Origin of the sequence: Kribbella polygonati (assembly GCF_050320105.1) — a bacterium.
Classification (GTDB): domain Bacteria; phylum Actinomycetota; class Actinomycetes; order Propionibacteriales; family Kribbellaceae; genus Kribbella.
On the sequence record NZ_CP190129.1, the window covers coordinates 2268708 to 2292757 of the forward strand.

The window sequence follows — 24050 nt, forward strand, 5'->3', positions numbered from 1 at the left end:
TGTCAGCTCTTGAGGGCTTCGGCGGACTGGGGCCAGTACTTGTGGATCTTGTCGAGGTACGACTGCGCCTGGGTGCCGGCCTTCCGGCCGCGGGCGAAGATACGCATGTTGCCGCCGCCGGCGTTGTAGCCAAGGGCAAGCAACTCGTCCTTGGTGTACAGATCGGCGCGCTTGGCCGGCAGGCGTTTCGCCAGGTCGTGCAGGTGCCAGGCCGCAGCCTCGATCGCCAGCGCCGGGTTGTCCGGCAGCTCCTCCCACCTCCGCTTCGCGAAGTCCCGGCCGCGTTTCGTCTCGTCGAACGCGGCCTTGTGCATGTTCGCGATCCCGAACGCCGGGTTCGAGTCGACCTCCGCCCACTGCCGCTCGAACTTCGGGTCGTGCGGCTTGTACGACTCGGCGTACAGGATCGCCATCAGCAACTGCGGGTTCACCCCCGCCTGCTGCGCGGAACGCCGTACGTCGGTCGCGAAGTGCGCCGGGTCGTAGTCGTCGTACCAGGCCTTTGACGCGGTAGCTGTGGGCTTCGGCGTGGAGGTGGTCTTCGCGGTCGCGGCAGGCTTGTCCGCCGTGGTCTTGTCCGAGCAGGCAGCCCACACGCCCACGAGCAGTACCCCGATCCCCACCCACGCCCAGCGCTTCGCCACGCCCCCACCGTATCGGTGAGACAACAGTCGGCCCCGGCTCCCACGGTCATTCTGTGAAGACTCTCAGCAAGTGGAAAGCGCTTGCTAGAATTGCTCGATGATCTATGAGCTGAACCATGTCGGTGGGCGGGTGCAGGATCTCGACGCGAGCCTGGCGTTCTACGGCGGGCTCGGCGCGGAGGTCGTGGACCGGTTGTTCATGAGCGGGTCCGGGGTGCACCGGGTGCACATCCAGGTCGCGACCGGGCTGGTCGAGCTGCTGCACCACGAGCAGGCGGACCCGGACGCGACGTACGGGCTGAACCATGTCGGGTTCATGACCGACGACCTGGACGGGGACTACGCGCGGCTGATCGGGCTCGGGTACGGCGAGCTGTCGTCGCCGCGGGTGGCCGGCAGCGGGCAGGGGCGGCTGGCGTTCCTGTCGGACCCGAACGGCGTCCGCGTCGAGCTGCTGCAGCGGTCGGAGGAGTTCCGGGTCGCACCGATCACGTCGGGGCCGGTGCGGGCACTGTCGTACGTCGGCATCGCGGCGCCGGACCTCGGTGCCGCGGCCGAGTTCTACGGCACGCACCTCGGGATGGAGCAGGTGGCGGACGACACGTTCCGGCTCGGGCCGGACGCCGTCAAACTCTTGCCGTCCGCAACCACCACGATCGATCACCTCGGGCTGAACGCCGACGAACCGCGGACCGCCGGCGCGGACCCGGACGGCAACCGCGTGCGGTTCGTCTGAGCGCGACTACCGGGGTTCGACGCGGAGGGTGGTCGCTCTCGCGGCGGCGTTCGTGATCGACCGCGACGGCGACCCGTTGCCGTACTTGCCGAAATACGCCGCGTCGATCCGGTCGTCGGCGGTGTCGTCGGGGACGAACGCGACCGGGCGGGTCTCGCCGTTCCAGGAGATCGCGCCCTCGTGGTGGTGGACGACGCCCTTGTACCAGGCGCCGTCCGCGCCGCGCACCGACCGGACGTAGAGGCGTCCGTCGACGACGACGTGCCACACGACGGTCAACGTCCGCAGCGAGCCGTCGCGCCGACGGCCGGCAACCCGGATCTCACCGATCCGGTCGAGGGTCTTCAGTTCGTCAGGTGTCCAGGTGCTCATGGGTTCCATTACCCCTCTAGGCTGGGGCGATGTTCGACTACGACGCGGAGATGCGGTTCTATCAGCCGCAGTTCCGGGCGGCCTGTGGGATTCGGCCGGGTGATCGGGTGCTGGACGTCGGGTGCGGCAGCGGGCAGAGCACGCGGGACGCAGGGCGGGATGCGGCGCCCGGTGTGGTGCTCGGGGTGGATCTGTCCGAGCGGATGCTAGCGGACGCGCGGCGGCGTACGGCGGACGCGAACGTGAGCTATCTGCACGCGGACGCGTCGACGTACGCGTTCGAGAGCTACGACGTGGGGATCAGCCGGTTCGGGGTGATGTTCTTCGCGGAACCGGCGGCGGCGTTCGCGAATCTGCGGCGGGCATGCCGGCGGATCGTGCTGATGGTGTGGCAGCCGCGGGCCGAGAACGAGTGGGCGCGGGCGATTCCGGAGGCGCTCGGCGGTGCGTTCCGGGACGAGTCGCCGTTCTCGCTCGGCGACCGCGAGCAGACGCGGGCGCTGCTGATGGCGGCCGGGTTCGACGAGCCGACGTTCACCGCCGTACGGGAGCCGATCTACTACGGGGCTGACGTCGAGGCGGCGTACGACAACGTCCGTCAGCTCCGGGAGCCGGGGAAACTGCTGGCCGAGCGAGGACAGGCGGCTTTGCGGAAGGTGCTGGCTGAGCACGACACCGGCGACGGCGTGCTGTTCGACTCGGCGGTGTGGATCGTCGAGGCGGAGTGACCCAGGTCACATTTACGGTCTGTCGATTCGGCGGCGGCCCGGTCGACGCACAGGCACAAGCAACCTACGAAGGAGCATCACGACATGCGTAAGCTGATCACCACCGCGTTCATCTCGCTCGACGGCGTCGTGGAGGGCCCGGGCGGCGAGAAGGAGTACCGGAACACCGGCTGGACCTTCAAGGACATCCCGTTCGACGAGGCGGCGTACGCGCTCAAGGGCGAGGAGCAGGAGGAAGCAACCGCACTGCTGCTCGGCCGGGTCAGCTACGAGTCGTTCGCGCCGGTCTGGCCGACGATGGCCGAGTTCCCCGGCTACCTGGCGATGCCGAAGTACGTCGTCTCGACCACGCTCCAGGACAGCGACCTGGTGACGAACTGGAACGAGATCCACATCCTCCGCTCCCTCGACGACGTCGCCGCGCTGAAGGAGACCGAAGGCGGCCCGATCATCGTCAACGGCAGCGCGACCCTGAACCGCGGCCTGTCCGACGCCGGTCTTATCGACCAGTACAACCTGCTGGTCTTCCCGGTCCTCCTCGGCGCCGGCAAACGTCTCTTCAGCGACGCCGACCGCGACAAGATCAACCTCACCCAAACCTCCAGCGAGTCCTACTCCAACGGCATCCAGCGCCTCACGTACGACGTACAGCACTGAAGGTCAGGCGTCGCGTGGTGGGGTGAGCCGGCGGGCGGCGGCGTGGTAGGTGTCGGCGGGGGTTTGGTTGAAGGCGATCGCGGCGGCGGGGGCGTGCCGGTGGACCAGGTTGATGACGGTCTCGAAGAGGCCGGAGTCTTCGTCGGCGCGGCGGATGCCGCCGCCGATGACCACGCACTCCCAGGGGTGCGCGGCCAATGCTGCCGTGACGACCGCCTCGATGTCGTCGCTGCCGTCCAGGCCGACCAGGCAGGTCTCGGCACCGACGCCATGCGCGGCGAAGTCCGCCATGCCGGCCTGGATTCCGGTCGCGACCGGCTCCGGGTCCCACGGGCCGGGCACGCGGTACGGGTCCAGCCCGAGCACCAACACCCGCGGCTTGCTGTCCATCCGACGAGACTAGCGCTCGAAGGAGAGCACGGTGATGCTGTGCGGCGGGAACTCGTAGCTCCCGTCGAACTCCGCCGTACCGAGGTCGCGCAGCGCCACGGTGTCCGGAGCGCTGAGGCTGTTCGAGGCGAGTACGTCGTCCGCGCTCAGCCGCTTGACCGCGCACCGCGCCGGTAACGCCTCCCGGCGGCCGTCGAGCGAGAGCCCCGCCCGGATCGTGTCCTCGCGATGCCGGTTGATCACCGCGACCCGGATCCGCTCCCCGTCCGTCGTCGCCGACACGTCCAGGTCCGGCACCGTCGCCGGCATGCTCCGGAACTCGCCCCGGTGGTTCCGCTCGTCCCCCTGCCGTACGTCGGCCAGCCGCCCCGGCGACCGTACGTCGGCCGCGAGCGCGATCGGGCCGAGGTGGTTCTGGTACAGGTCCCACACGTGGTACGTCGCGGCCCGGACCGAACCGTTGGGCCGGGCAACGATCACGCCGTTCGCGTTCAGCAGGTTGACCGTGTTCGCCATCGTCACGGGCACCTCCCGCCCGCCCGCGCGGTGCAGCGCGTGGAAGACGCCCGCGTAGAACAGCGCGTCGGCAAGCGTGCGCGGGCTCCAGCGGTTCACCCGGTGCGCGGGATGCGTCGGCAGCCCGTCAACGTCGCGAGCGACCGTACCGCCGTCGTCCGACGGTTGCGGCTCCGGCCAGCTCGCGGGCTCGACGTGCCGGATGTTCCACTCGTCCAGCGCGAGCCCGAGCGGGCGGTCCACCCCGGCGCGGGCAGCGAGGGCGCCGACCAGGTCGGAGTACTGGACGATCTGCTGCTCGAAGTACAGCGACTGGGCAACGATCGCGTCGTACTCGGACGCCCCGTCGATCAGCTGCGTGGTCGCGCCGTACAGGTGGATCGACAGGTAGTCGATCTGGTTGCCGACGGCCCGCAGTACGGTCTCGGTCCAGTCGGCGTCGGCCTGACCGACCGCGACGAACTTCAGCGCCGGGTCGACGGCGCGCATGAAACGGGCGTGCTCCGCGGCGTCGGCGGCGTACGCGGCGGCGGGGCGGTGGCCCAGCTGCCAGCCGCCGTACACCTCGTTCCCGAGGCCCCAGTACCGCACGCCGTACGGCGGCCGACCGCGGCGGCGGGTGTACTCCGTGTCGCCGGCGTAGTTCGTGTACTCGACCCAGCGGACCGCCTCGTCGACGTCGCGGCAGCTGTGCGCGAGGTACGGCACGGTCCCGACCTCGGCGCACCAGGCGAGGAACTCGTCGGTGCCGAAGCGGTTGTCCTCCTCCGAGCCCCACGCCAGCTCGAGCCGCCGCGGACGGCCGGCGCGCGGGCCGATGCCGTCCTCCCAGTGGTACGCCGACGTGAAGTTGCCGCCGGGCCAGCGCACGATCGGGAGGCCGAGCTGCCGGCAGAGCTCGATCACGTCCTTGCGGAGACCGGTCCGTACGTCGTCACCGCCGTACGCGAGCGGCGAGCCCTCGTCGAAGACACCGCCCTCGATGTTGCCGAAGAACGCGGACTCCAGGAAGTGCCCGTAGATCATCGGGTCGATGGGGTGCTGCCGGTCGCTGTGGATGTCGATCGTGGCGGCGAATGTCACGCCGCCCAACTATAGACTCCGAGGCATGCCGCCGAACGTCCTGCTCATCTGCACCGACCAGCAGCGCTTCTCCGCATTGGGTGCCTCAGGCAACGATGAGGTCGACACCCCGAACCTGGACCGGCTCGCGAGTCAGGGCGTGTTGTTCGAGAACTGCTACGTACAGAGCCCGGTGTGCGCACCGTCGCGGGCCAGCCTGATGACCGGCCGGTACGTGCACCAGCACGGGCTCTGGGCGAACGGCGTCGGGCTGCCGGACCACGAACGGCTGTTCAGCAAGGACCTCGCGGACGCCGGGTACGACTGCGGGCTGGTCGGCAAGTTCCACCTGAACGCGTGCTTCGGCGGGCGGACCGAGGTACGGCACGACGACGGGTTCCGGGTGTTCCGCTGGGCGCACGATCCGTACCCGGGGTCGTCGGAGAACGAGTACCACCGGTGGCTGTACACGGTGCGGCCCGACCTTGTCGGGGCGGAGCTGGACTACGACACGCTGCCCGCGGAGATCCACTACAGCCGCTGGATCGGCGAGCAGACGATCGACTTCCTCACCCGGTCCCGCGAACGGTCCAAGCCGTTCTTCTTCGTCGCGAACTTCTTCGACCCGCACCACGGCTTCGGCGCGCCGGAGGAGTACGTACGCCGGTACCGCTCGCGCGAGCTCAGCCGCCCGATCCCGGACGACCTGTCCGGCAAGCCGCCGATCCAGACCGAGGCGTCGCACGAGTCGTACGCCGGCCACGCGCGCGGGTTCACGACGTACGGCGAGGACGAGCTGCAGGAGGTCAAGGCTGCGTACTACGCGATGGTGACGCTGGTCGACGACGAGGTCGGGCGGATCCTCGACGTGCTGGACGCGGAAGGGCTGGCCGACGACACGCTCGTCGTGTTCACCAGCGACCACGGCGAGATGCTCGGCGACCACGAGCTGATGCTCAAGGGCCCGATGCTGTACGAACAGGCCGTCCGCGTACCGCTCATCCTCCGCCGGCCGTCCACCATCCCCGCCGGCACCCGCCGGACCGATCTCGTCCAGTGGATCGACCTCTCCGCCACCATCCTCACCGCCGCCGGCCTCACCCCCCGAGGCGAAGGCCAGGACCTCCTCCAGCCGTCCAGCCGAGGCTGGTCCCTGTGCGAGTACCGCAACAGCGGCCACCCGTACGCCGACCCCGTACACCTCACGATGCTCCGCCGCGACCACTGGAAACTCATCGTCCAACACACCAGCCGAACCCGCCCCCGCACCGGCGAACTCTACGACCTCACCACCGACCCCCACGAACAACAAAACCTCTGGAACGACCCGGCCCACCACCAAACCCGCACCGAACTGCAGGAGTTCCTCCTCGACACCCTCGTAGCCACCGAAAACCGCACCCAACCCCGCCTCGCCGACTGGTGACCCAATGCCGCTACTCGTAGACCCGGCCCTCCCCGAAGGCACCCTGCGTGCCACCCACCAACCACACCTCACCGCAAACGGCCTGACGCTGCGCCCCTGGAAGCCAACCGATGCCCAGGCGGTGTACACCGCCTTCAACTGCCCTGACATCCAGCGCTGGCACGTCCGCCGCCTCGACGACCTCGCCGAGGCGAGCGAGTGGATCGATCAGTGGGCGTCGCGCTGGACCGACGAAACTGCCGCGAGCTGGGCAGCCACCAACTCGGGTCAGGTCCTCGGGCAGGTCGGACTGCGCGGCATCTCCCTCGCCGAGGGATCAGCATCGATCTCCTACTGGGTCACCCCGCCGGCTCGCGGTCAGGCCATCGCCGCGCGCGCGGTCGACGCTCTGTCGGCGTGGGCGTTCCACACGATCGGCGTCCACCGGCTGGCGATCGGCCACTCGACCCTCAACACCGCCTCGTGCCGGGTCGCCGAACGCTCTGGTTTTCCGCTGGAAGGCACCCTCAGCCAAGCCGTCAAACACGCCGACGGCTGGCACGACTGGCACCTGCACGGTCGTCTGGCTAGGCCGTTGTGAAGCGTTGTTCGAGGGTGTCGAGGAAGGATTGGACCTGGCGGTAGGTTTCTGAGCTGTAGGCGCCGACGCTGCGTTCGGTGGAGAGTGCTTCGCGCATGGCGTCGAGGTAGCGGCGTTGGATGACTTCCATCTGTTCGCGGGTGTCGGGCTTGGTCTCCCGTAGTTGGCGGGTGCCGGCGACCAGGCGGGGCAGGATGCGGTCCTTGAGGGCGCTGGCGACCTCTGGGTCCAGTGGTTCACCCTCTACGGTCTGCTCGGACAACGGGCCGACGGCGTCGATCGCCGACTCGCCGATCTGGCGCATGAGTTCCTGGACCGAGTCGCGCTTGTCCTCGGCGCTCTCGGGGCGGAAGCGGAGCTTCGCGATCACCGCCGGCAGGGAGATCCCGAACAGCACCAGCGTGATCAGCGCGACGATGAAGGCCGCCAGTACGACGGTCGCGCGGTGCGGCGTACCAGCGGGAATCGTCTGTGCGGCGGCGACCGTGACGACGCCGCGCATCCCGGCCCAGGCGAGGACCAGGAGGCCGCGTCCGGTGATCGGCTCGCGCTCCTCGAAGTCCGCGTCGGCGCGGCCGCGGGCCAGGCGTTTCCGCGCCCAGGCGACCCGGTTCTCCTCGCGCTGGCTCGACGGCTCCATCGAGTCCAGCCGCTCCTCGAACTGGTCCAGCTGCGCGTGCGCCTGCTCATGCCGGTCGTCCGGCCCGAAGCGGCTCTGCACCGCCGGCCAGGCGAGCCCCAGGAACCGCAGCGCGATCAGCAGCCCGACCACCAGCGCGACCAGCACCGTGATCTCGCCCAGCGTCGTCTCGGCGCGGGCGTCGTTCACCAGCTCCGGCAGTTCGTACCCCATCGCAAGGAAGACGCCGCTCTCCAGGATGAAGCTGATCGTCGTCCAGGTGGTCGACTGGGTCTGCCGGTCGCGGGCGCTGAACCGCCGGTTCCCGAGCGCGCCGGTCAGCAACCCGGCGATCACGACGGCGAGTACGCCGGACGCGTGCGCCTCCTCGGCCGGGAAGTACGCCAGGAACGGCACCGCGAACGAGATCGTCGTGTTCAGCACCGGATCGTCCAGCCGCTGCCGCAGCAGGACGGTCACCAGCCCGACCGCTCCACCGATCAGGATCGCGCCGACGACCGCCCAGACAAAGTCGAGCACGGTGTGACCGAGGCTGAAGTGCGTGGTGACGGCCAGCGCCGCGACCGCCGTACGCAGCACCACCAGCGCGGACGCGTCGTTCACCAGGCTCTCACCTTCGAGCACGGTCATCAGCCGCGGCGGGAGCCCGACCCGGTGCCCGATCGCCGTCGCCGCGACCGCGTCCGTCGGGCTGACGACGGCTCCGAGCGCGACCGCGAGCGCGAACGAGATGCTCGGGAACACCGCGTGGACGAGCGCCCCGATCACCAGCGCGGACACGATCACCATCACGACCGACAGCCACGAGATCAGCCCGAAGTTCCGCCGTACGTCGATCACCGGGAGCTTGACCGCCGACGTGTAGAGCAGCGGCGGGAGGACGCCCGCGAGGATGATCTCCGGTTCGATGTGGATGGCCGGCGTACTCGGCAGGTAGCTCGCGCCGATGCCGAGCGCGACCAGCAGCAACGGTGCGGCGACGCCGGTCCGGCGCGCGAACACCGAGGCCGCGATCATGATCGCGAGCCCGGCACCGGCAATCAGAACGATCTGGTGGTCCACGCGACCGGAGTCTACGGCGGGCCAGGGTGGGAACCAGGGATTCACACTGGTGTCACGGGCGGTCCGCGGCGGCAGATTGGGAGTCAGCGAAACCCACAGCTCCCAGGAGGAAGTCATGAGCACCGATCTGAAGTTCGAAGCCGTCGTCATCCCGGTCGCCGACGCCGACCGCTCGAAGGAGTTCTACACCGGCCTCGGCTGGCGCCTCGACGCCGACTTCGCGTTCGACAACGGGTTCCGGGTCGTCCAGTTCACCCCGCCGGGCTCCCCCGCCTCCCTCCAGTTCGGCGCCAGCATCACCACCGCCGAGCCCGGTACGGCGCAAGGCCTGTACCTCGTCGTCGACGACATCGAAGCCGCCCGGTCCGAGCTGCTCGCGGCCGGCGCCAAGGTCGGCGAGGTGTTCCACCCGAGCGCACCGGGCGCCCAGTTCGAGCCCGCCGCTGACGGCCGCGTGACCGGTACGGCGGACGACCGGACCAGCTACAGCTCGTTCGCCACCTTCGCCGACCCCGACGGCAACACCTGGCTGCTCCAGGAGGTCACCACGCGGCTCCCCGGCCGGGTCAGCGAGGCGACGTACGGCTCCGTCGCAGACCTCGAGGAGGCGCTCCGCCACGCGGCCGCCGCCCACGGGGAGCACGAGGCCCGCACCGGCCAGGCGGACGAGAACTGGCCGGCCTGGTACGCCGCCTACATGCTGGCCGAGCGTACCGGCTCTGAACTTCCGCAGTAGAAGATGTAGAGAACGCCGCCGCGGCTCCGTCCTCCGGGCAAGAACCACAACCGGAGGAGAATCACGAAGATGGCAATCAAGCGCATGGACCACATCGGCGTCGTGGTCGAGGACCTCGCGGCGGCGAGGGAGTTCTTCCTGGAGCTCGGGATGGAGCTCGTCGGCGAGACCACAGTCTCCGGGCCGTGGGTGGAAGGCGTGTCCGGGCTGCCTGGAGTGGTCGCCGACATCTCGTTCCTGCGTACGCCGGACGGACACGGGCAGCTGGAGCTGACGACGTACCAGAAGCCGCTCGCGACCACCGCGGAGCCGTCGGCGCCGCCGAACACGCTCGGGATCCGGAACTTGATGTTCGCGGTGGACGACGTCCACGACACCGTCGAGCGGCTGAAGGCGCACGGCGGCGAGCTGGTCGGGACGATCGAGGAGTACACGCCGTCGAAGTACTTCTGCTACCTCCGCGGCCCGCAGGGGATCATCATCGCGCTCGCCGAGGACTAATTGTCCATGGCACCGCCTAGCGTGCGGTGCATGAACCGGATCGATCGGCTGTACGCGCTCGCGGAGGAGCTGCGCGCCGCCGGACCCCGCGGGCGTACGGCGCGGCAGCTGGCGGCACGCTTCGAGGTCAGCGTGCGGACCATCGAGCGCGACCTGAGCGCGCTCGGGCAGGCCGGCGTACCGCTGGCGACCAAGCAGGGGCGCACCGGCGGGTATTCCGTGGACCGCGCGATGAGCCTCCCGCCGCTGAACTTCACGCCGCGGGAGGCGATGGCGGTCGCGGTGGCGCTGAGCCGCAGCGCCCACGTGCTGTTCGCGCGGGACTCGCGGACCGCGCTGCAGAAGATCGTCGCCGCGATGCCGCAGCGGGACCTGGACGAGGCACGGACCGCGGCGGCGAAGGTGCGGTTGCTGGTGCAGCCGGCCCCGGACCCGGACGGCGAGATCGCCGAGCAGATCTGGCGGGCGGTCCGCGACAACCAGGTGCTGCGGGTCCAGTACACCGATGTCGGCGGTGTCGAGACGGTCCGCGAGATCGAGCCGCAGCACGTCGTTGTCGGGCCGAACGGCTCGTACCTGACCGCCTGGTGCCACCTGCGGCAGGAGGACCGGGTGTTCCGGATGGACCGGATCACCAAGGCCGAGCGGACCGCGACGCTGCCGCTGCGCCCGCCGGCCCCGGACGAGCTGCACGTGGACGGGTACGAGACCAAGCTGCCGGCCGCCGCGCTGCGGCCGGAGGATCTTTTTCCAACTCCGACATAGGGCTGTCGCGAACCGCTGGAAACGTGGTTCTCACGAAGTCCACTCGAGTTGAAGGAGCAGTTCCATGAGTACTCCCGCACCCGGCACACTGGCCTGGTTCGAGGTCGCGACCGACAACCCCGACGCGGCCGAGAAGTTCTACGGCAGCCTGTTCGACTGGTCGTTCGAGTCGTCCGGCAGCCTGACGTCCGGCGGCCTCGACTACCGCAACATCAGCGCGTCCGGCGCGCAGCAGCCGATGGGCGGCCTGTTCGCGACCAAGGGCGAGCTGCCGAACCACGCCGTGTTCTACATCCTGGTCGCCGACATCGAGGCGACCTGCGCGGACGCTGAGCAGCTCGGCGGCACGGTGGTCAACAAGCGGGTCGGCATCGGCGGCGGTACGCCGGACTTCGCCTACCTGCGCGACCCGTCCGGCAACCAGTTCGCGGTCTTCACGCCCCGGCCTGAATGATGCCACCCACCAGCCCCGCGACCCCGCCGGCCGACACCGGCGGGGCGCAGGCCCTGTACGACGAACTGACCGACGACCTGCTCTACGACCCGGCGATCGGCTACGGCACGATCATGGGCCACCCGTGCGTCCGCCTGGCAGGCCGCTTCGTCACCTGTCTGGAACGCAACGGCACCGGCCTGATCCTCAAACTGCCCGCCGACCGTGTGACCGCACTGATTGCCGACGGCACCGGCGTCCCGTTCACCGCCAACCGCACGCCGATGCGCGAGTGGGTCACCATCCCGGCAGCCGACCGCGAGGTGTGGGAGGCCCTGATCGGAGAGGCGGTCGCGTTCGCCCGCGCGCAGGTGGTTCCGTAGGGTTCGGGGTATGGGTAGCAGTGTCTACGTTGCTTCGGTGGAGGGGACTACCGGGAAGTCGACGGTGGCTCTCGGGGTGTTGCACCAGTTGTCGCGGCGGGTGGGACGGGTGGCGGTGTTCCGGCCGATCGTGCGGGCCGACACCGCGACGCACGGCGGGCGGGACTACGTGCTGGATCTGCTGATCTCGCAGGACGCGGTCGAGCAGTCGTACGAGGACGGCGTCGGGGTCACGTACGACGAGGTGCACGCGGATCCGGACGCGGCGCTGGACACGATCGTGCAGCGGTACCACGCGGTGGCGGAGCGGGCCGACGCGGTGGTGATCGTCGGGAGCGACTACACGGACGTGGAGACGCCGACCGAGTTCTCGTTCAACGCGAAGATCGCGGCGAACCTCGGCGCGCCGGTCCTGCTCGTGCTGAACGGCTTCGACCGTACGCCGCACGACGTCCGCGCGATCGCCGACATGGCGGCGGCCGAACTCGCCGCCAACCACGGTTCGCTGTTCGCGGTCATCGCCAACCGGGTGGGGTCCGGCACGGGCGACAGTCCCGCGGACGGCGGGGCGGCCGGTGGGACAGACGCAGGCGCCGCGCTGGTGGCGGCGCTGGAAGGGATCGGCGCGCCGGCGTTCGCCGTTCCTGAGGAGCCGTTGCTCAATCAGCCGTCGGTGGCGGATCTGCTTCCGCCGATCGACGGACGGTTGCTGAGCGGGGACCCGCAACTGCTCACCCGCGAGGTCACCGGGCTGATGATCGCCGGAATGACGATGCCGAACGTCCTCGACCGCCTGTTCGAGGGCGCCGTGGTCGTCACCGCCGGCGACCGCCCCGAGGTCGTGCTCGGCGTCGTGATGGCGCACGCCTCCCGCACCTTCCCGCAGATCGCCGCCATCGTCCTGAACGGCGGCTTCGAGCTCCCCGCCCAGGTCCAGCGCCTGATCGAAGGGCTCGGCGTCACACTGCCGATCGTCGAAACGGGGCTGGGCACCCAAGCCACCTCCAGCAAACTGACCGCCGTCCGCGGCCGCCTCACCAAGGACGCCCCACGCAAGATCGACACCGCGCTCGCGCTCTTCGACCAGTACGTCGACGGCCCCGCGCTCCTCGACCAACTCGCGCTCGCCCGGAGCAGCGCGGTCACCCCGCTGATGTTCGAGCACCGGCTGGTCGACCGCGCCGTCTCCGACCGCCGCCACATCGTCCTCCCCGAAGGCGGCGAGGAGCGGATCCTCCGGGCGGCCGACGTACTGCTCCGGCGTGGTGTCGCGGACCTCACGCTGCTCGGGGACCCGACCGTGATCAGCCAGCAGGCCGCGACCCTCGGCGTCGACGTCAGCGCGGCGAACGTCGTACATCCCGAACACAGCGACCTGGCCGAGCGGTTCGCCGCGGAGTACCACCGGCTGCGCAAGCACCGCGGCGTGGACCTCGACCGGGCGCGTGAGCTGGTCCGGGACGTCTCGTACTTCGGCACGATGATGGTCCAGCTCGGCCTCGCCGACGGCATGGTGTCCGGCGCCGTCCACACCACCGCTCACACGATCCGCCCGGCACTCGAGGTCGTGAAGACCGTTCTGGACGTCTCCGTGGTCTCGTCGGTGTTCTTCATGTGCCTGGAGAACCAGGTCCTGGTGTACGGCGACTGCGCGGTGAACCCGGACCCGACCGCGGAGCAGCTGGCCGACATCGCGATCTCCTCGGCCGCCACCGCTGCCGCGTTCGGGGTCGAGCCGCGGATCGCGATGCTGTCGTACTCGACCGGCACGTCCGGCGCCGGCACCGACGTCGAGAAGGTGTCCAAGGCAACGACCATCGTCCGCGAACGCGCCCCCGAGCTGCCGGTCGAGGGCCCGATCCAGTACGACGCCGCGATCGACGCCGCCGTCGCCCGGACCAAGCTCCCGGACTCCCCCGTGGCCGGCAAGGCGACCGTGTTCGTGTTCCCAGACCTCAACACCGGCAACAACACCTACAAGGCCGTGCAGCGCTCCGCCAACGCCGTCGCGGTCGGGCCGGTGCTGCAGGGCCTCCGCAAACCGGTCAACGACCTGTCCCGCGGCGCCACGGTCCGGGACATCGTCAACACGGTCGCGATCACCGCGATCCAGGCTCAGCAAGGCGGCGCGCGATGAGTGAACACGTCCTGGTGATCAACGCTGGATCGTCCTCACTGAAGTACAGCCTGGTCGACGCCGCGTCGGGTACGGCGGCCGCGACCGGTCTCGTCGAACGGATCGGCGAGGAGCAGAGCCACCAGGTGCACCACGGCCCGTCCGGTGACTTCGACGACGACCAGCCGGTCGCGAACCACGAGGCTGCTCTGGAGGCCGCCGTACGGGCGTTCGGCAAGCACGGGCCGTCGCTCTCGGAGGTCGACATCGTGGCGGTCGGGCATCGGGTCGTGCACGGCGGCGACCGGTTCGCGGCGCCCGCGCTGGTGGACGACGAGCTGATCGCGGCGGTCACGGACCTGGTCCCGCTGGCGCCGTTGCACAACCCCGCGAACCTCGAAGGGATCGAGGTCGCGCGCCGGCTGTTCCCGGACCTGCCGCACGTCGCGGTGTTCGACACGGCCTTTCACCAGACGTTGCCGCCGTACGCCTACACGTACGCCGTACCGTCGTCGTGGCCGGCCGAGTACGGCATCCGGCGGTACGGGTTCCACGGGACGTCGCACGCGTTCGTGTCGGAGCAGGCGGCCCGGCTGCTCGGCCGCGAACCGGGCGAGCTGAACGTGATCGTCCTGCACCTCGGCAACGGCTGCTCCGCGGCCGCGATCCGCGGCGGGCAGTCCGTCGACACGTCGATGGGGCTGACGCCGTTGGAGGGGCTGGTGATGGGCACGCGCTCCGGCGACCTCGATCCGGCCGTCCACGGGCACCTCGCGCGGGTCGCCGGGCAGTCGGCCGAGGAGACCGACCGGGTGCTGAACTCGGAGTCCGGGCTGAAGGGCTTGGCCGGCGCGAACGACTTCCGCGAGGTGCTGAAGCGGCGCGCGGACGGCGACGAACGGGCGCAGCTCGCGTTCGACGTCTACTGCTACCGGCTGAAGAAGTACGTCGGCGCGTACTACGCGGTTCTCGGCACCGTCGACGCGATCGTGTTCACCGCCGGTGTCGGCCAGCACTCCGCCGAGGCACGCGCCGCCGCACTCGCGGGGCTGGAGCCGCTCGGCATCCAGCTGGACCCGGTCCGCAACGCGGACCCGGGCGACAACCTGGTCAGTACGGACGACAGCCCGGTCAAGGTGCTGGTCATCCCGACGAACGAGGAGTGGGAGATCGCCCGTCAGTCCGTGGGCGTGCTCACCGGCCGCTGACGCGCCTGCCGTCCTTCGGTGGTCGCGGCCAGCACGATGACGTAGCCGACGGCAAGCAACCACAGTCCCCCGGGGTCCTTGGTGATCAGTTCCGCGATGCCGCCGAGCGCCACCAGTACGCCGACGGCCTGACCCGCGACCGACGCGATCGCTGTCGCCTTCCGCGGGTCGCCGTACCGGTGCCACAGCACTGCGCGCAGGACGCGGCCGCCGTCCAGTGGTACGCCGGGCAGCAGGTTGAACACACACAGCGCGAGGTTCATCACAGCGAGCCACAGCACGGACATCTCGAGCAGACTGTGCTCCCTTGCCCGGAGCAACAGTCCCGCGCCGAGACCCAGTCCACCGAGGCCGAGGCTCGCCGCGGGACCGGAGGCAGCGATCAGGAACGCGCCGCGCGGGGTCTCCGGGTCGCCGTCGAGAACGCTCACGCCGCCCAGCATCCAGAGCGTGATCCGCTGCACCGGCACCCGGAACCGCAGCGCCGTCAGCGCGTGCGCCAGCTCGTGGACGAGCAGCGACAGCACGAACACGACGGCGACCAGTACGCCGGTGATCCAGTACGCCGCCGTACCGCGGTCGGGCACGAGATACGGCAGGGTCGTCCAGCCGAGCATGCCGGTGACGACCACCACCATCCCCAGGATCGACCAGTGCGCGCCGATCGGGATGCCGGCGATGCGGCCGAAGCGGAACGTTTCCCTCATGCGCGGCTCCCCTCCACTCAGCCGGCGCCCCCGCAGCCAGTGTAGGTAGCGCCCGAAACGCCGGGGTCAGGGCTGGGCGGCCCAGTCGCTCCAGCTCGCCTTGGCGCCGGAGTCGCCGATGCGGACGACGTCGTACACAGCGCCGCCGGCGACGAGGACGGCGATCACGGTCAGGACCGCGGTGACGGCGCCTGAGGCGGGCGCCAGGAACAGGCGTTTCACCGGCGTCCGGCCGGTGCTCTCCCGCTGACGCCACCACACGAGCAGGGCGAGGACCGCGACGCCGATGGCCGCGTAGATGGCGGTGTCGCCGAGCTCGGTGTGCTTCTGGATGAGCGGGCTGGGCGTCAGGTGGCGTTCGAGCCATTCACCGGCGTTGGTGGTGATGGGGACCAGGACGACGACGATCAGGGAAAGCACCAGGTTGGGACCGGCCAGGCGCCGCCGGGCGGCCGGCCAGAGCGCGGTCACCGCGAGCAGCAGGGCCGCGAGCGGGAGCAGTACGACGATCGCGTGGACGAGGAGGACGTGGGCGGGGAGACCGTTGACAGTCTTCATGGGGGTCACGCTGGCAGCCGGATCTTGGTGAATTCTTGGAGCCCTCAGCCGGTGCACAGCGACCGTGCACACTGGAGATCGGAGGGAGCGACCGATGGCCACTGCGACCAGGGCGCGGCCGGCCTGGTACCACCGGGTCTGGTCCGCGGTCTCTCTCGTCGTGCTCGTCGCCATCGTGGAGTACGTCGTACTCCCGAAGCTCTCGGTCGCCCGGGAGTCGCTCGACCGGGTCTCCCGGCTGAACCCGGCCTGGCTGATCACCGCGATCGCCCTCGAAGCCGCCTCACTCGTCTGCTACTCGCTCTTCAGCCGCGCGCTGCTGAACGGCAGCGCCGTCCGGTTCTCGTGGATCCTGCGCTCCGACCTCGCCGGGTACGGCGTGAGCCACGTCGTACCCGGCGGGGCAGCCACCGCGACCGCGGTCCGGTTCCGGCTGCTGGTCAGCGGCGGCGCGAAGCCGGCCGACGTGACCGCGACGGTCACCGCGGAGGCCATCGGCTCGCCGCTCGCGCTGGTCCTGATCGCCTGGTTGTCGACAATCCCCGCGGTCATCCTCCGCGACGCGACCCCGGCGTACCTGACGCTGTTCCTGGTCGGGCTCGTCGCGCTCGCCTGCGGGCTGCTGGCGGTCCGCGAGCGGTCCAGGGTCGAACGGCTCGCCGCGCGCCTCGTCCGCGCCGTCGTCCATCGGATGCCGCAGCGCATCGGCCCGTGGATCGAGTCCGTCGCGCTCCGGCTCCGCGACCTGCTCGCCGACCCCGAGGTCCGGAAGGCGTTCCTGCTCTGGGCCACCCTGAACTGGCTCCTGGACGCGGCGGTCCTGTGGACGTTCCTCGCCGCGTTCGGCGCGCCGGTCAGCCCGGTCCCGGTGCTGCTCGCGTACTGCGCCGCGAACCTGGCGGCCGTCGTACCGCTCACGCCCGGTGGGATCGCGGTCGTCGAAGGTGTCGCGATCTCCAGCCTGCTCGGCTTCGGCGTACCGGGTGAGGCGGCGGTCCTCGCCGTACTGTCCTGGCGGCTGCTCCAGTTCTGGGCGCCGGTCCCGCTGGCCGGGCTGTGCTACCTGAGCCTGCGCGTCAAGGCTCGATGAGCCCGGCGCGGATCGCGTAGCGGGTCAGCTCGGTCCGGTCGCGCATGCCGAGCTTCTGCAGGATGTTCGCCCGGTGCCGCTCGACCGTCTTCTGACTGATGGTCAGCAATCCGGCGATCTCCCTGGACGGGTACCCCTCGGCGATCAGCTTCACGACCTCGTCCTCGCGGGCGGTCAGTACCTGCCCGGGCACCCGCTCGCCCCGCCGTACCCGGTCCACGTAGTCGCGGACCAGCGTGCTCATCACGCCCGGATACAGGAACGACTCGCCCCGGCCCGCCGCCCGGCACGCGTCGACCAGATCCCGGTCGGCGACCGACTTCAGCACGTAGCCGCTCGCCCCGGCCTTCAGCGCGGCGAAGAAGTACTGCTCGTTGTCGTACATCGACAGCATCAGCATCTTCGGCGGATCCCGCCGCCGGGACAGCTCCCGCGCCGCCTGCAGCCCGGTCATCCGCGGCATCGCGACATCCAGTACGACCAGATCGACCGGTGTGTCCCGGAAAGCTTGCAACGCCTCGGCGCCGTCCCCTGCCTCGGCCACCACCCGCAGATCCGGCTCGCTGTCGAGGATCAGCCGTACGCCGCGCCGTACCAGCGCGTGGTCGTCCGCGAGCAGGATCCGGATCATCGCCGCTCCAACGGGACGGCCAGCCGGACCGACGTACCCGGCTCCCCTGGGCCGACCGTCAGCTCGGCCCCGATCAGCATCGCCCGCTCCCGCATCCCGCGGATCCCGGTCCCGTCCTCGGCGCCACGCATCCCCGTCCCGTCGTCGTCGACCTGCAAGATCACCACCTCGCCCTGCCGCCGCAGCGACAGCTGTACGCCGGCCGCCTGCGAGTGCCGGGCCGCGTTCGTCAGCGCCTCCTGCGCGACCCGGTAGATCACCAGCTCACGCTCCGCCCCCAACTCCGGCAGCCCAGGCGACGTGACCCGCCGTACCCGCATCCCGTGCGCGGAGAACTCGGTCGCGAGCGCCGCCAGTGCACTCTGCAGCCCGAGATCCTCCAGTACGCCGGGCCGCAGCCGGCGCGCCACGCCCCGCACCTCGTCGAGGGTCGCCCGCGCGGTCTCCTGCACCTCCATCAGCTCCTGCTGAACGGCCGGCGGCAGGCCCGACGACAACTGTTTCAGCCCGAGCAGTACGGCGGTCAGCCCCTGCCCGATCTCGTCGTGCAGCTCGCGCGCGATCCGGTGCCGCTCGGCCTCCTGCGCCTCGAGCGCCATCGCGTTGCTCCGGCCGCGCTCCAGCTCCAGCCGTTCGAGCATCGCGTTGAACCCGCGGACGAGATGCTCCACCGCACTGTTCCGCGACTCCGGCAACCTCCGGCCGGGACGCTGCAGGTCGACCGAGTCCATCAGCCGCGCCAGCCGATCCAGCGGCGCGAGACTGGTCCGCAGCAGGATCGAGTTCAGTACGACGATGCCGATCAGGCCGAGCACCAGAACGACCGCCTCCGACTCCAGCACGGTCGCGGACACCGTGACCGGAGCCAGTGCGAGCGCGGCCGTTCCGGCCACGAACACCAGCCCGTTGATCAGGCAGACCCGCCAGTACAAAGGCATTCCGTTCACCTCTCCACCTTCCACCACGCGCCTCCGCCACGTCCATGAAGACGGCCAAAAGTGGGTGCCAGCACTCATACCGCCGGCGCGATCCGGCCCGCAGACTGGAAGCGCGGCGAGGCGCGCCCGACGTGCCGAGGGGGTCGTTGGCGGAGCGTCTCGCCGCGTCCACACGGCTCCGGGAGGCAGCATGCTGTTCACGCCGACGTCGATTCTCGTCGCGCTCCTCGTCCTGACGCTGGTCGCCGCGCTCGAACCGCGCGTGGTGCCCCACGACCGCGTCCTCGTCGTACTGCGCTCCGGCCGCGTCGACCGGGTGGTCGCCGCCGGGATCGCGCTCCGGCTGCCGTTGCTGGACAGCTACGTCTGGTTGCCGAAGGCATCCACCCGGCATCCGCTCGCGGTGGTCGCGCGGAGCCGCGAGGGCGTCGAGGTCCGGATCTCCGCCGAGGTCGGTCTCGAGATCGTGGATGCAGCAGCGGCCGTCGAGCACACGCTGCACCCGGTCGACCTCGCGCTCGACGAGATCGAACGGGCCTTGACCCGGGTTGTCGCCCGCTGCGACGTCACGGCGCTCGCCGAGCTCCCGTCGTACCTCGAGCTCGCGGTCGACGTGCCCGGGGTGCGGGTGTCCGCGGTGGACGTCGGCGCCGTGGAGATCGCGCTCACGCCGTACGCGCTCCGCTCGGCCGGCGGTCAGACGAAGTAGCGCAGCCACACGTACACCCAGGCGATTCCGATGCTCAGCGCGGTCACCACGAGGCCGTACCGGGTGAACTGCCAGAACGTGATGTGGTGCCCGCTGCGCGACGCGATGCCGAGGGCAACCACATTCGCGCTCGCGGCGACCGCCGTACCGTTGCCGCCGAAGTCGGCGCCGAGCGCGAACGCCCACCACAACGCCTTCCCGGTCTGCGGCTCCTGCTCGACGACACCCTCCACTACCGACGTCATCGTCGCGACGTACGGGATGTTGTCGAAGAACGCGCCGAGTACGCCGGAACCGAACAGCAGAGCGGTTGCCGCCAGCAAGTACCGGTCACCGATCGCGGCCACCGCCCAGTCGCCGATCGCCTCGATCACACCGGTGTGGGTGAGCCCGGACACCATCACGAACAGGCCCATGAAGAACACCAGCGTCGCCCATTCGACCTCGCGCAGGACTTCGCCGACATCGGCCTTCGAGACCAGCACCATGACGCCCGCGCCGATCAGCGCGACCAGCGACGGCTCCAGGTGCAGGACCGAGTGCAGCGAGAAGGCGGCGACCATCAGGCCGAGCACGATCAGGCACTTCACCAGCAGCCACGGGTCGCGGATCGCGCGCCGCTCCTGCAGCGCGAGGACGGCCGCGACCTGCGCCGGGTTGAACCGGAAGTCCTTGCGGAACAGGAACCGCGAGAGGATCACGAACAGCACGAACACGATCACGACGATCGGCGTCATGTGCACCAGGAAGTCGTTGAACGACAGGCCGGCCCGGCTGCCGATGATGATGTTCGGCGGGTCCCCGATCAGGGTCGCGGCGCCGCCGATGTTCGACGCCAGCACCTCGGCGATCAGGTACGGCTGCGGCGGGATCCGGAGCCGTTCGCAGACCACGATCGTGACCGGCGCGACCAGCATGATCGTGGTCACGTTGTCGAGGAACGGCGAGGCGACCGCGGTGATCAGCATCAGCAGCACCATCAGCCGGTACGGCCGGCCGCGGGACCGTTTCGCCGCCCAGATGCCGAGGTAGTCGAACACCCCGGTCTGCTTGACGATCCCGATCACGACCATCATGCCGAGCAGCAGGAAGATCACGTTCCAGTCGATCCCGGCATGCTCGGAGAAGAACACCTCGGTCCCCGGCGCGAGCCCGAGGACCAGCATCGCGGCGGCGCCGATCAGCACCACCTTCACCTTGTCGGCCTTCTCGGTCGCGATGAAGAAGAACGCCAGGCCGAAGATCACCAACGCGACGAGTGGCCTCACGCTCACCCCGGCGGCTGGTCCTCGAGCCCGGCGACCGCCAGACTCGTCAGCAGGCGGTCCAGCGTGATCACACCGGTCAGCACCCGGTCCGCGCTGACCATCGCGATCAGCGGGCTGCGGCCGCGGGCCATCAGCGCGGCGATCTCCAGCAGCGTCGCGTCTTCGGTCAACGTCAGCGGCCGTGCGACCGGGCGCGGCAGACAGTCGCCGACCGTGAGGCCGCCGAGCTCACGCCAGAACCCGTCGGCCGACGACTCGTCGACGGTACGGGACAGCATCGGGTCGTCCTGGTACGCCGCTGGGATGCTCAGGCGCAGTACCTGAGATCCCGGCAGTACGGCGACCGGCCGGCCGGTGTCGTCGACAACGACGAGGCCGGGCAGGCGTCCTACGGCCATCAGTTGTACCGCTTTGACCACCGGGTCGGCCACGGTGACCGTCGGCAGCCGCACCGCTATGTCCACGGCCCGCATCGGCGCCCCTTGCCCAATCGCAACACTCACCAGACCTCCCCTGACGACGTACTCAGGAGTCAAGTCTTGTTGCCGGCGGTGGGCGGAACCATGGGGTCCACACCCCAACTTCCGGGGTCAGATCACGCGGGGTGGAGCGGCTGTCTTGTCGCTGCGGGCAACGCGAAGCCGCACCCGGTGGCGCAGCCGAGGGAGCCCGAGAACTGTGTGCAGCTCCGCGGCGGCGTCGGTGACCGCGGCCTGTACTGTCTCCAGCTCCGCGCTCGGCTCGATCGTGCACTGCAGCTCGGCAACCAACTCGCCCCGATCGGCAACCACCCGTCCGGAGGCGTCGCGGATCTCCGGAAGGCGGCACAGATCTACTGCGGCCGCCGCAACCGCCGCATGGGCATCCGCAACCAACCGCCCGGCTCCATCGTCGGCTCGCCGTTCGTCGATCAGGTGGAAGCGGCCGTTGACTCGGCGGGGTAGGTGGGCGGTGAGCCACCACAGGCCGAGGCCGGCGACGACCAGACCCCCTCCACCTGTTGCCCAGGGCCACCAACCGGCTGTCGGCCGGTTCGGGATTGTGAGCTGATGGGTCGTGCCGGCGTGCCACCAGAGGAGCGCCAGGGTGCCGGCGCCGATCAGGGTGAGGGCGACCAGCACGCCGACAGCGCGATCCAGGGCGATGACTCCGCGGCGCATGTCAGTCCTCCCTCAGGTCGACGCGGACGCGGGGCTTGGGGGTGACGGTGCTCAATCGGTCCGCGACCGCCGTACCCACCTCGTCGTGCACTCTCGAGGGATCACCGAACATCGTCACGGTCGCCTGCAACCGCCGCCGCTTCGCCACCACCGACGCGGCCGTCACCGAATCCACCCACTCCGCACTGTCCGCCGCCAACCGCGCCGCGGCCGCCGGGCGGATCCACACCATCTCCCCCACCGCCAGATGCGTCCGCCGCCGCGGCTTCAAAGCCCCCACCAGCAGAACCACCCCAACCACGATCACCACACTCCCCACCCACGGCAACCACCCACCCGCCCCCACAACCACAGTCCGCCCGAACCACCCCTCCGGAACCACCCGCCCCCGCAACAACCCGGTCCCCCGCAACATCTCCGCAACGCCAACACCCCCCACCCCAACCAAAACCAACGCCCCTACAACCCCAATCCCCCAAGCCGCAGCCCCCGCCACCGGCCCCTTGGCCGCCACCACCCCCGCCCGCTCGCCCACCCCGACCGCCTCCGCACGACCGTCCACCACCCCGCCGGCCGCGGTGGGGCCCTCATCCACCCCCGCACCGGCGTCCCCCGCCCGACGACCCGCCCCGACCCCAACCCGCTCCGGGCGACCGTCCACGCCCCCACTGGCCGCCCCCGTGCGATCGTCCGCCCCCGTGCCGTCCACCTCCGCGCCGTCCACCCCCGCGCGGACCGCCTCCCTGCGGACCACCTCCCCGCGGGCCGACGCCGCGCGGCCGTTCACCTCAGCCGCCGGCAGCCCCGTACGTCCGTCCGCCTCCGTCGGCGAGGATGTGCGGGGTTCGACGGCGGTGATGTCTACGTCAACTCGGTCTATGCCGAGGCCGGTGAAGCGTTCGACGTCTTCGGTGACGGCTTGGCGGACCTCGGTGGCTATCTCTGCCAGCGGCCGGCCCCAGGCCGCCGCGAGCTCGAGCTCGATGCGGGTACGGCGGCCCGCGACCACCGCCCGCGCCTTCGGCAGCCCGCGCCCGAGCACGCTGTCCCGGCGTACCACCGCACCATGCCTCCGCGCGGTGATCTCGGCGATCCGTTCGACCGCCCGCTGGGCGATCACGAGCCGCCCTCGATCACCCCCGTACGAGACCGAGGACGGCTCAGCTCCGGGCGCGGCCGTGGCCTCAGCCACGACCACGACGCGAGATCAGGTCGTCGATGCCCTTCGTCCCGTCGGACAGGAAGCGGCCGACGACGAGCCCGACCGTGCCCAGGACGAGCGCGAGCAGGAAGCCGGGGAACCCGCCGGCCGCGGCGGCGATGGCGATCAGCAGACCGGCGAACAGACCGATGGTCGACGTGCTCACATGCGCTCCTCAGGGGATGGGGTTGGGCTACCGGACCCGGCGTTCGGCCGGCGGTTCGGCAGTGTCGTCGTCGTCCTCGTCGTCGCCTTCGAGGTGGACGTCGCTGACCGCGATGTTCACCTCGGTGACCTCGAGTCCGGTCATCCGTTCGACCGCCGAGATCACGTTCTGGCGGATCGCGCCGGCCAGGTCGGCGATGCTCACGCCGTACTCCGCGACCAGTTCGATGTCGACGGCGGCCTGCGTCTCGCCGACCTCGACCGACACGCCCTGGGACAGGTTGGTCCGGGAGCCGGGGATCCGCTCGCGGAGCATCCCGACCGCGCGGGCCGCGCCGCCGCCGAGCGCGTGCACGCCCTCGATCTCGCGGGTCGCGATGCCGGCGATCTTCGACACCACGATGTCCGCGATCACGGTCTTCCCGGCGGCGTCGGTGCCGGTGCCGCCGGCAACGATCTCCTCGGCGGCCGGGCCGGCGGTGCCTCGTGCGGAGTTCCTGGCGGCGGTCTTGGCGGCAGTCACGGTCTCGGTCATCGGACGGTGCCTTTCTGGTCAGGGTGTGGTGCCCGTACGACGGTTGGACACCGGCACGTCCCGAATTGTCACGCGCCGGACCAGCGTGACATGTCTCACGCCGTCGATCCGGGAGGTTACCGTGACAGGTGTG

At 70.3% G+C, this 24050-nt stretch carries 29 protein-coding genes; 14 read left to right on the top strand and 15 right to left on the bottom strand.

Annotation, left to right across the window (positions count from 1 at the left end; translation table 11 throughout):
* Window positions 1–2 precede the first annotated feature (2 nt).
* Complete coding sequence (locus ACQHIV_RS10745) at window positions 3–644, bottom strand: transglycosylase SLT domain-containing protein (protein ID WP_427893341.1); 642 nt, start codon at window positions 642–644, stop codon at window positions 3–5.
* A gap of 97 nt (window positions 645–741) precedes the next feature.
* Between ACQHIV_RS10745 and ACQHIV_RS10750 the strand changes: the two genes are divergently transcribed.
* The gene (locus ACQHIV_RS10750) at window positions 742–1380 is read left to right on the top strand and encodes a VOC family protein (RefSeq protein ID WP_427893342.1); all 639 of its coding nucleotides are present in this window, start codon (window positions 742–744) and stop codon (window positions 1378–1380) included.
* A gap of 6 nt (window positions 1381–1386) precedes the next feature.
* On the opposite strand, the gene ACQHIV_RS10755 is transcribed toward ACQHIV_RS10750, so the two are convergent.
* A complete protein-coding gene (locus ACQHIV_RS10755; RefSeq protein WP_427893343.1) occupies window positions 1387–1752 on the bottom strand; it encodes a DUF2255 family protein in 366 nt (121 codons plus the stop codon).
* Window positions 1753–1781: 29 nt separating this feature from the next.
* Here ACQHIV_RS10755 and ACQHIV_RS10760 point away from each other — a divergent pair, with 29 nt between their 5' ends.
* Both ACQHIV_RS10760 and ACQHIV_RS10765 read left to right on the top strand, forming a co-directional pair.
* Window positions 1782–2480: a class I SAM-dependent methyltransferase gene (locus tag ACQHIV_RS10760; RefSeq protein WP_427893344.1), complete on the top strand. Its 699-nt coding sequence runs from the start codon at window positions 1782–1784 to the stop codon at window positions 2478–2480.
* Between the two features lie 84 nt (window positions 2481–2564).
* On the top strand, window positions 2565–3137 hold the full coding sequence (locus ACQHIV_RS10765) for a dihydrofolate reductase family protein (RefSeq protein ID WP_427893345.1): 573 nt from the start codon (window positions 2565–2567) through the stop codon (window positions 3135–3137).
* A 3-nt stretch (window positions 3138–3140) separates the two neighbouring features.
* Here ACQHIV_RS10765 and ACQHIV_RS10770 read toward each other — a convergent pair whose 3' ends face one another.
* Together ACQHIV_RS10770 and ACQHIV_RS10775 are read right to left on the bottom strand one after the other, a co-directional pair.
* A complete protein-coding gene (locus ACQHIV_RS10770) occupies window positions 3141–3527 on the bottom strand; it encodes a hypothetical protein (protein ID WP_427893346.1) in 387 nt (128 codons plus the stop codon).
* A 9-nt stretch (window positions 3528–3536) separates the two neighbouring features.
* A complete protein-coding gene (locus tag ACQHIV_RS10775; RefSeq protein WP_427893347.1) occupies window positions 3537–5126 on the bottom strand; it encodes an alpha-L-arabinofuranosidase C-terminal domain-containing protein in 1590 nt (529 codons plus the stop codon).
* 25 nt (window positions 5127–5151) lie between these two features.
* On the opposite strand from ACQHIV_RS10775, the gene ACQHIV_RS10780 reads away from it, so the two are divergent.
* Entirely contained in the window at window positions 5152–6531 is a 1380-nt protein-coding gene (locus tag ACQHIV_RS10780; RefSeq protein WP_427893348.1) for a sulfatase family protein, read from the top strand.
* 4 nt (window positions 6532–6535) lie between these two features.
* A complete protein-coding gene (locus tag ACQHIV_RS10785) occupies window positions 6536–7111 on the top strand; it encodes a GNAT family N-acetyltransferase (RefSeq protein ID WP_427893349.1) in 576 nt (191 codons plus the stop codon).
* Here the strand turns inward: ACQHIV_RS10785 and ACQHIV_RS10790 are convergent.
* Window positions 7098–8813, bottom strand: coding sequence for a cation:proton antiporter (locus tag ACQHIV_RS10790; protein ID WP_427893350.1), 1716 nt, complete (start codon window positions 8811–8813; stop codon window positions 7098–7100). The genes ACQHIV_RS10785 and ACQHIV_RS10790 overlap by 14 nt on opposite strands.
* A 115-nt stretch (window positions 8814–8928) precedes the next feature.
* Here ACQHIV_RS10790 and ACQHIV_RS10795 point away from each other — a divergent pair, with 115 nt between their 5' ends.
* From ACQHIV_RS10795 to ACQHIV_RS10825, 7 genes are all read left to right on the top strand, one after another.
* Window positions 8929–9549: a VOC family protein gene (locus tag ACQHIV_RS10795; protein WP_427893351.1), complete on the top strand. Its 621-nt coding sequence runs from the start codon at window positions 8929–8931 to the stop codon at window positions 9547–9549.
* Window positions 9550–9618: 69 nt separating this feature from the next.
* Complete coding sequence (locus tag ACQHIV_RS10800) at window positions 9619–10050, top strand: VOC family protein (protein ID WP_427893352.1); 432 nt, start codon at window positions 9619–9621, stop codon at window positions 10048–10050.
* Window positions 10051–10080: 30 nt separating this feature from the next.
* Complete coding sequence (locus ACQHIV_RS10805; RefSeq protein WP_427893353.1) at window positions 10081–10815, top strand: helix-turn-helix transcriptional regulator; 735 nt, start codon at window positions 10081–10083, stop codon at window positions 10813–10815.
* A gap of 64 nt (window positions 10816–10879) precedes the next feature.
* Window positions 10880–11269 (top strand): VOC family protein, encoded by a 390-nt coding sequence (locus ACQHIV_RS10810; protein WP_427893354.1) that lies wholly within the window; start codon window positions 10880–10882, stop codon window positions 11267–11269.
* On the top strand, window positions 11266–11631 hold the full coding sequence (locus ACQHIV_RS10815) for a hypothetical protein (RefSeq protein WP_427893355.1): 366 nt from the start codon (window positions 11266–11268) through the stop codon (window positions 11629–11631). Before ACQHIV_RS10810 ends, ACQHIV_RS10815 begins: the two co-directional genes overlap by 4 nt.
* Window positions 11632–11641: 10 nt before the next feature.
* Window positions 11642–13768 carry a phosphate acetyltransferase gene (pta, locus tag ACQHIV_RS10820; RefSeq protein ID WP_427893356.1) on the top strand — a complete coding sequence of 709 codons (2127 nt, stop codon included), beginning with the start codon at window positions 11642–11644 and terminating at the stop codon, window positions 13766–13768.
* Window positions 13765–14955 (top strand): acetate/propionate family kinase, encoded by a 1191-nt coding sequence (locus ACQHIV_RS10825; RefSeq protein WP_427893357.1) that lies wholly within the window; start codon window positions 13765–13767, stop codon window positions 14953–14955. The genes pta and ACQHIV_RS10825 overlap by 4 nt, the downstream gene beginning before the upstream one ends.
* Here ACQHIV_RS10825 and ACQHIV_RS10830 read toward each other — a convergent pair.
* Window positions 14925–15662, bottom strand: a complete 738-nt coding sequence (locus ACQHIV_RS10830) for a site-2 protease family protein (RefSeq protein WP_427893358.1) — start codon at window positions 15660–15662, stop codon at window positions 14925–14927. The genes ACQHIV_RS10825 and ACQHIV_RS10830 overlap by 31 nt on opposite strands.
* A gap of 66 nt (window positions 15663–15728) precedes the next feature.
* Window positions 15729–16220: a DUF2231 domain-containing protein gene (locus ACQHIV_RS10835; protein ID WP_427893359.1), complete on the bottom strand. Its 492-nt coding sequence runs from the start codon at window positions 16218–16220 to the stop codon at window positions 15729–15731.
* Between the two features lie 94 nt (window positions 16221–16314).
* On the opposite strand from ACQHIV_RS10835, the gene ACQHIV_RS10840 reads away from it, so the two are divergent.
* Window positions 16315–17310: a lysylphosphatidylglycerol synthase transmembrane domain-containing protein gene (locus ACQHIV_RS10840; RefSeq protein ID WP_427893360.1), complete on the top strand. Its 996-nt coding sequence runs from the start codon at window positions 16315–16317 to the stop codon at window positions 17308–17310.
* Here ACQHIV_RS10840 and ACQHIV_RS10845 read toward each other — a convergent pair.
* Window positions 17297–17941 carry a response regulator gene (locus ACQHIV_RS10845; RefSeq protein ID WP_427893361.1) on the bottom strand — a complete coding sequence of 215 codons (645 nt, stop codon included), beginning with the start codon at window positions 17939–17941 and terminating at the stop codon, window positions 17297–17299. The two genes, ACQHIV_RS10840 and ACQHIV_RS10845, sit on opposite strands and share 14 nt — an antisense overlap.
* Entirely contained in the window at window positions 17938–18879 is a 942-nt protein-coding gene (locus tag ACQHIV_RS10850; RefSeq protein WP_427893362.1) for a histidine kinase, read from the bottom strand. Before ACQHIV_RS10850 ends, ACQHIV_RS10845 begins: the two co-directional genes overlap by 4 nt.
* A gap of 190 nt (window positions 18880–19069) precedes the next feature.
* Between ACQHIV_RS10850 and ACQHIV_RS10855 the strand changes: the two genes are divergently transcribed.
* Window positions 19070–19588 (top strand): SPFH domain-containing protein, encoded by a 519-nt coding sequence (locus tag ACQHIV_RS10855; protein WP_427893363.1) that lies wholly within the window; start codon window positions 19070–19072, stop codon window positions 19586–19588.
* Here ACQHIV_RS10855 and ACQHIV_RS10860 read toward each other — a convergent pair.
* The 6 genes from ACQHIV_RS10860 to ACQHIV_RS10885 all read right to left on the bottom strand — a co-directional run bounded on the left by ACQHIV_RS10860 (window position 19576) and on the right by ACQHIV_RS10885 (window position 23917).
* On the bottom strand, window positions 19576–20862 hold the full coding sequence (locus tag ACQHIV_RS10860; protein WP_427893364.1) for an SLC13 family permease: 1287 nt from the start codon (window positions 20860–20862) through the stop codon (window positions 19576–19578). The two genes, ACQHIV_RS10855 and ACQHIV_RS10860, sit on opposite strands and share 13 nt — an antisense overlap.
* Window positions 20859–21359 carry a CBS domain-containing protein gene (locus tag ACQHIV_RS10865; protein WP_427893365.1) on the bottom strand — a complete coding sequence of 167 codons (501 nt, stop codon included), beginning with the start codon at window positions 21357–21359 and terminating at the stop codon, window positions 20859–20861. The genes ACQHIV_RS10860 and ACQHIV_RS10865 overlap by 4 nt, the downstream gene beginning before the upstream one ends.
* Window positions 21360–21446: 87 nt before the next feature.
* Window positions 21447–22016: a hypothetical protein gene (locus tag ACQHIV_RS10870; protein WP_427893366.1), complete on the bottom strand. Its 570-nt coding sequence runs from the start codon at window positions 22014–22016 to the stop codon at window positions 21447–21449.
* Between the two features lies 1 nt (window position 22017).
* Window positions 22018–23208, bottom strand: a complete 1191-nt coding sequence (locus ACQHIV_RS10875; protein ID WP_427893367.1) for a DUF6286 domain-containing protein — start codon at window positions 23206–23208, stop codon at window positions 22018–22020.
* Window positions 23201–23383: a hypothetical protein gene (locus tag ACQHIV_RS10880; protein ID WP_427893368.1), complete on the bottom strand. Its 183-nt coding sequence runs from the start codon at window positions 23381–23383 to the stop codon at window positions 23201–23203. The genes ACQHIV_RS10875 and ACQHIV_RS10880 overlap by 8 nt, the downstream gene beginning before the upstream one ends.
* A 27-nt stretch (window positions 23384–23410) precedes the next feature.
* Window positions 23411–23917, bottom strand: coding sequence for an Asp23/Gls24 family envelope stress response protein (locus ACQHIV_RS10885; RefSeq protein ID WP_427893369.1), 507 nt, complete (start codon window positions 23915–23917; stop codon window positions 23411–23413).
* Between the last annotated feature and the right edge of the window lie 133 nt (window positions 23918–24050).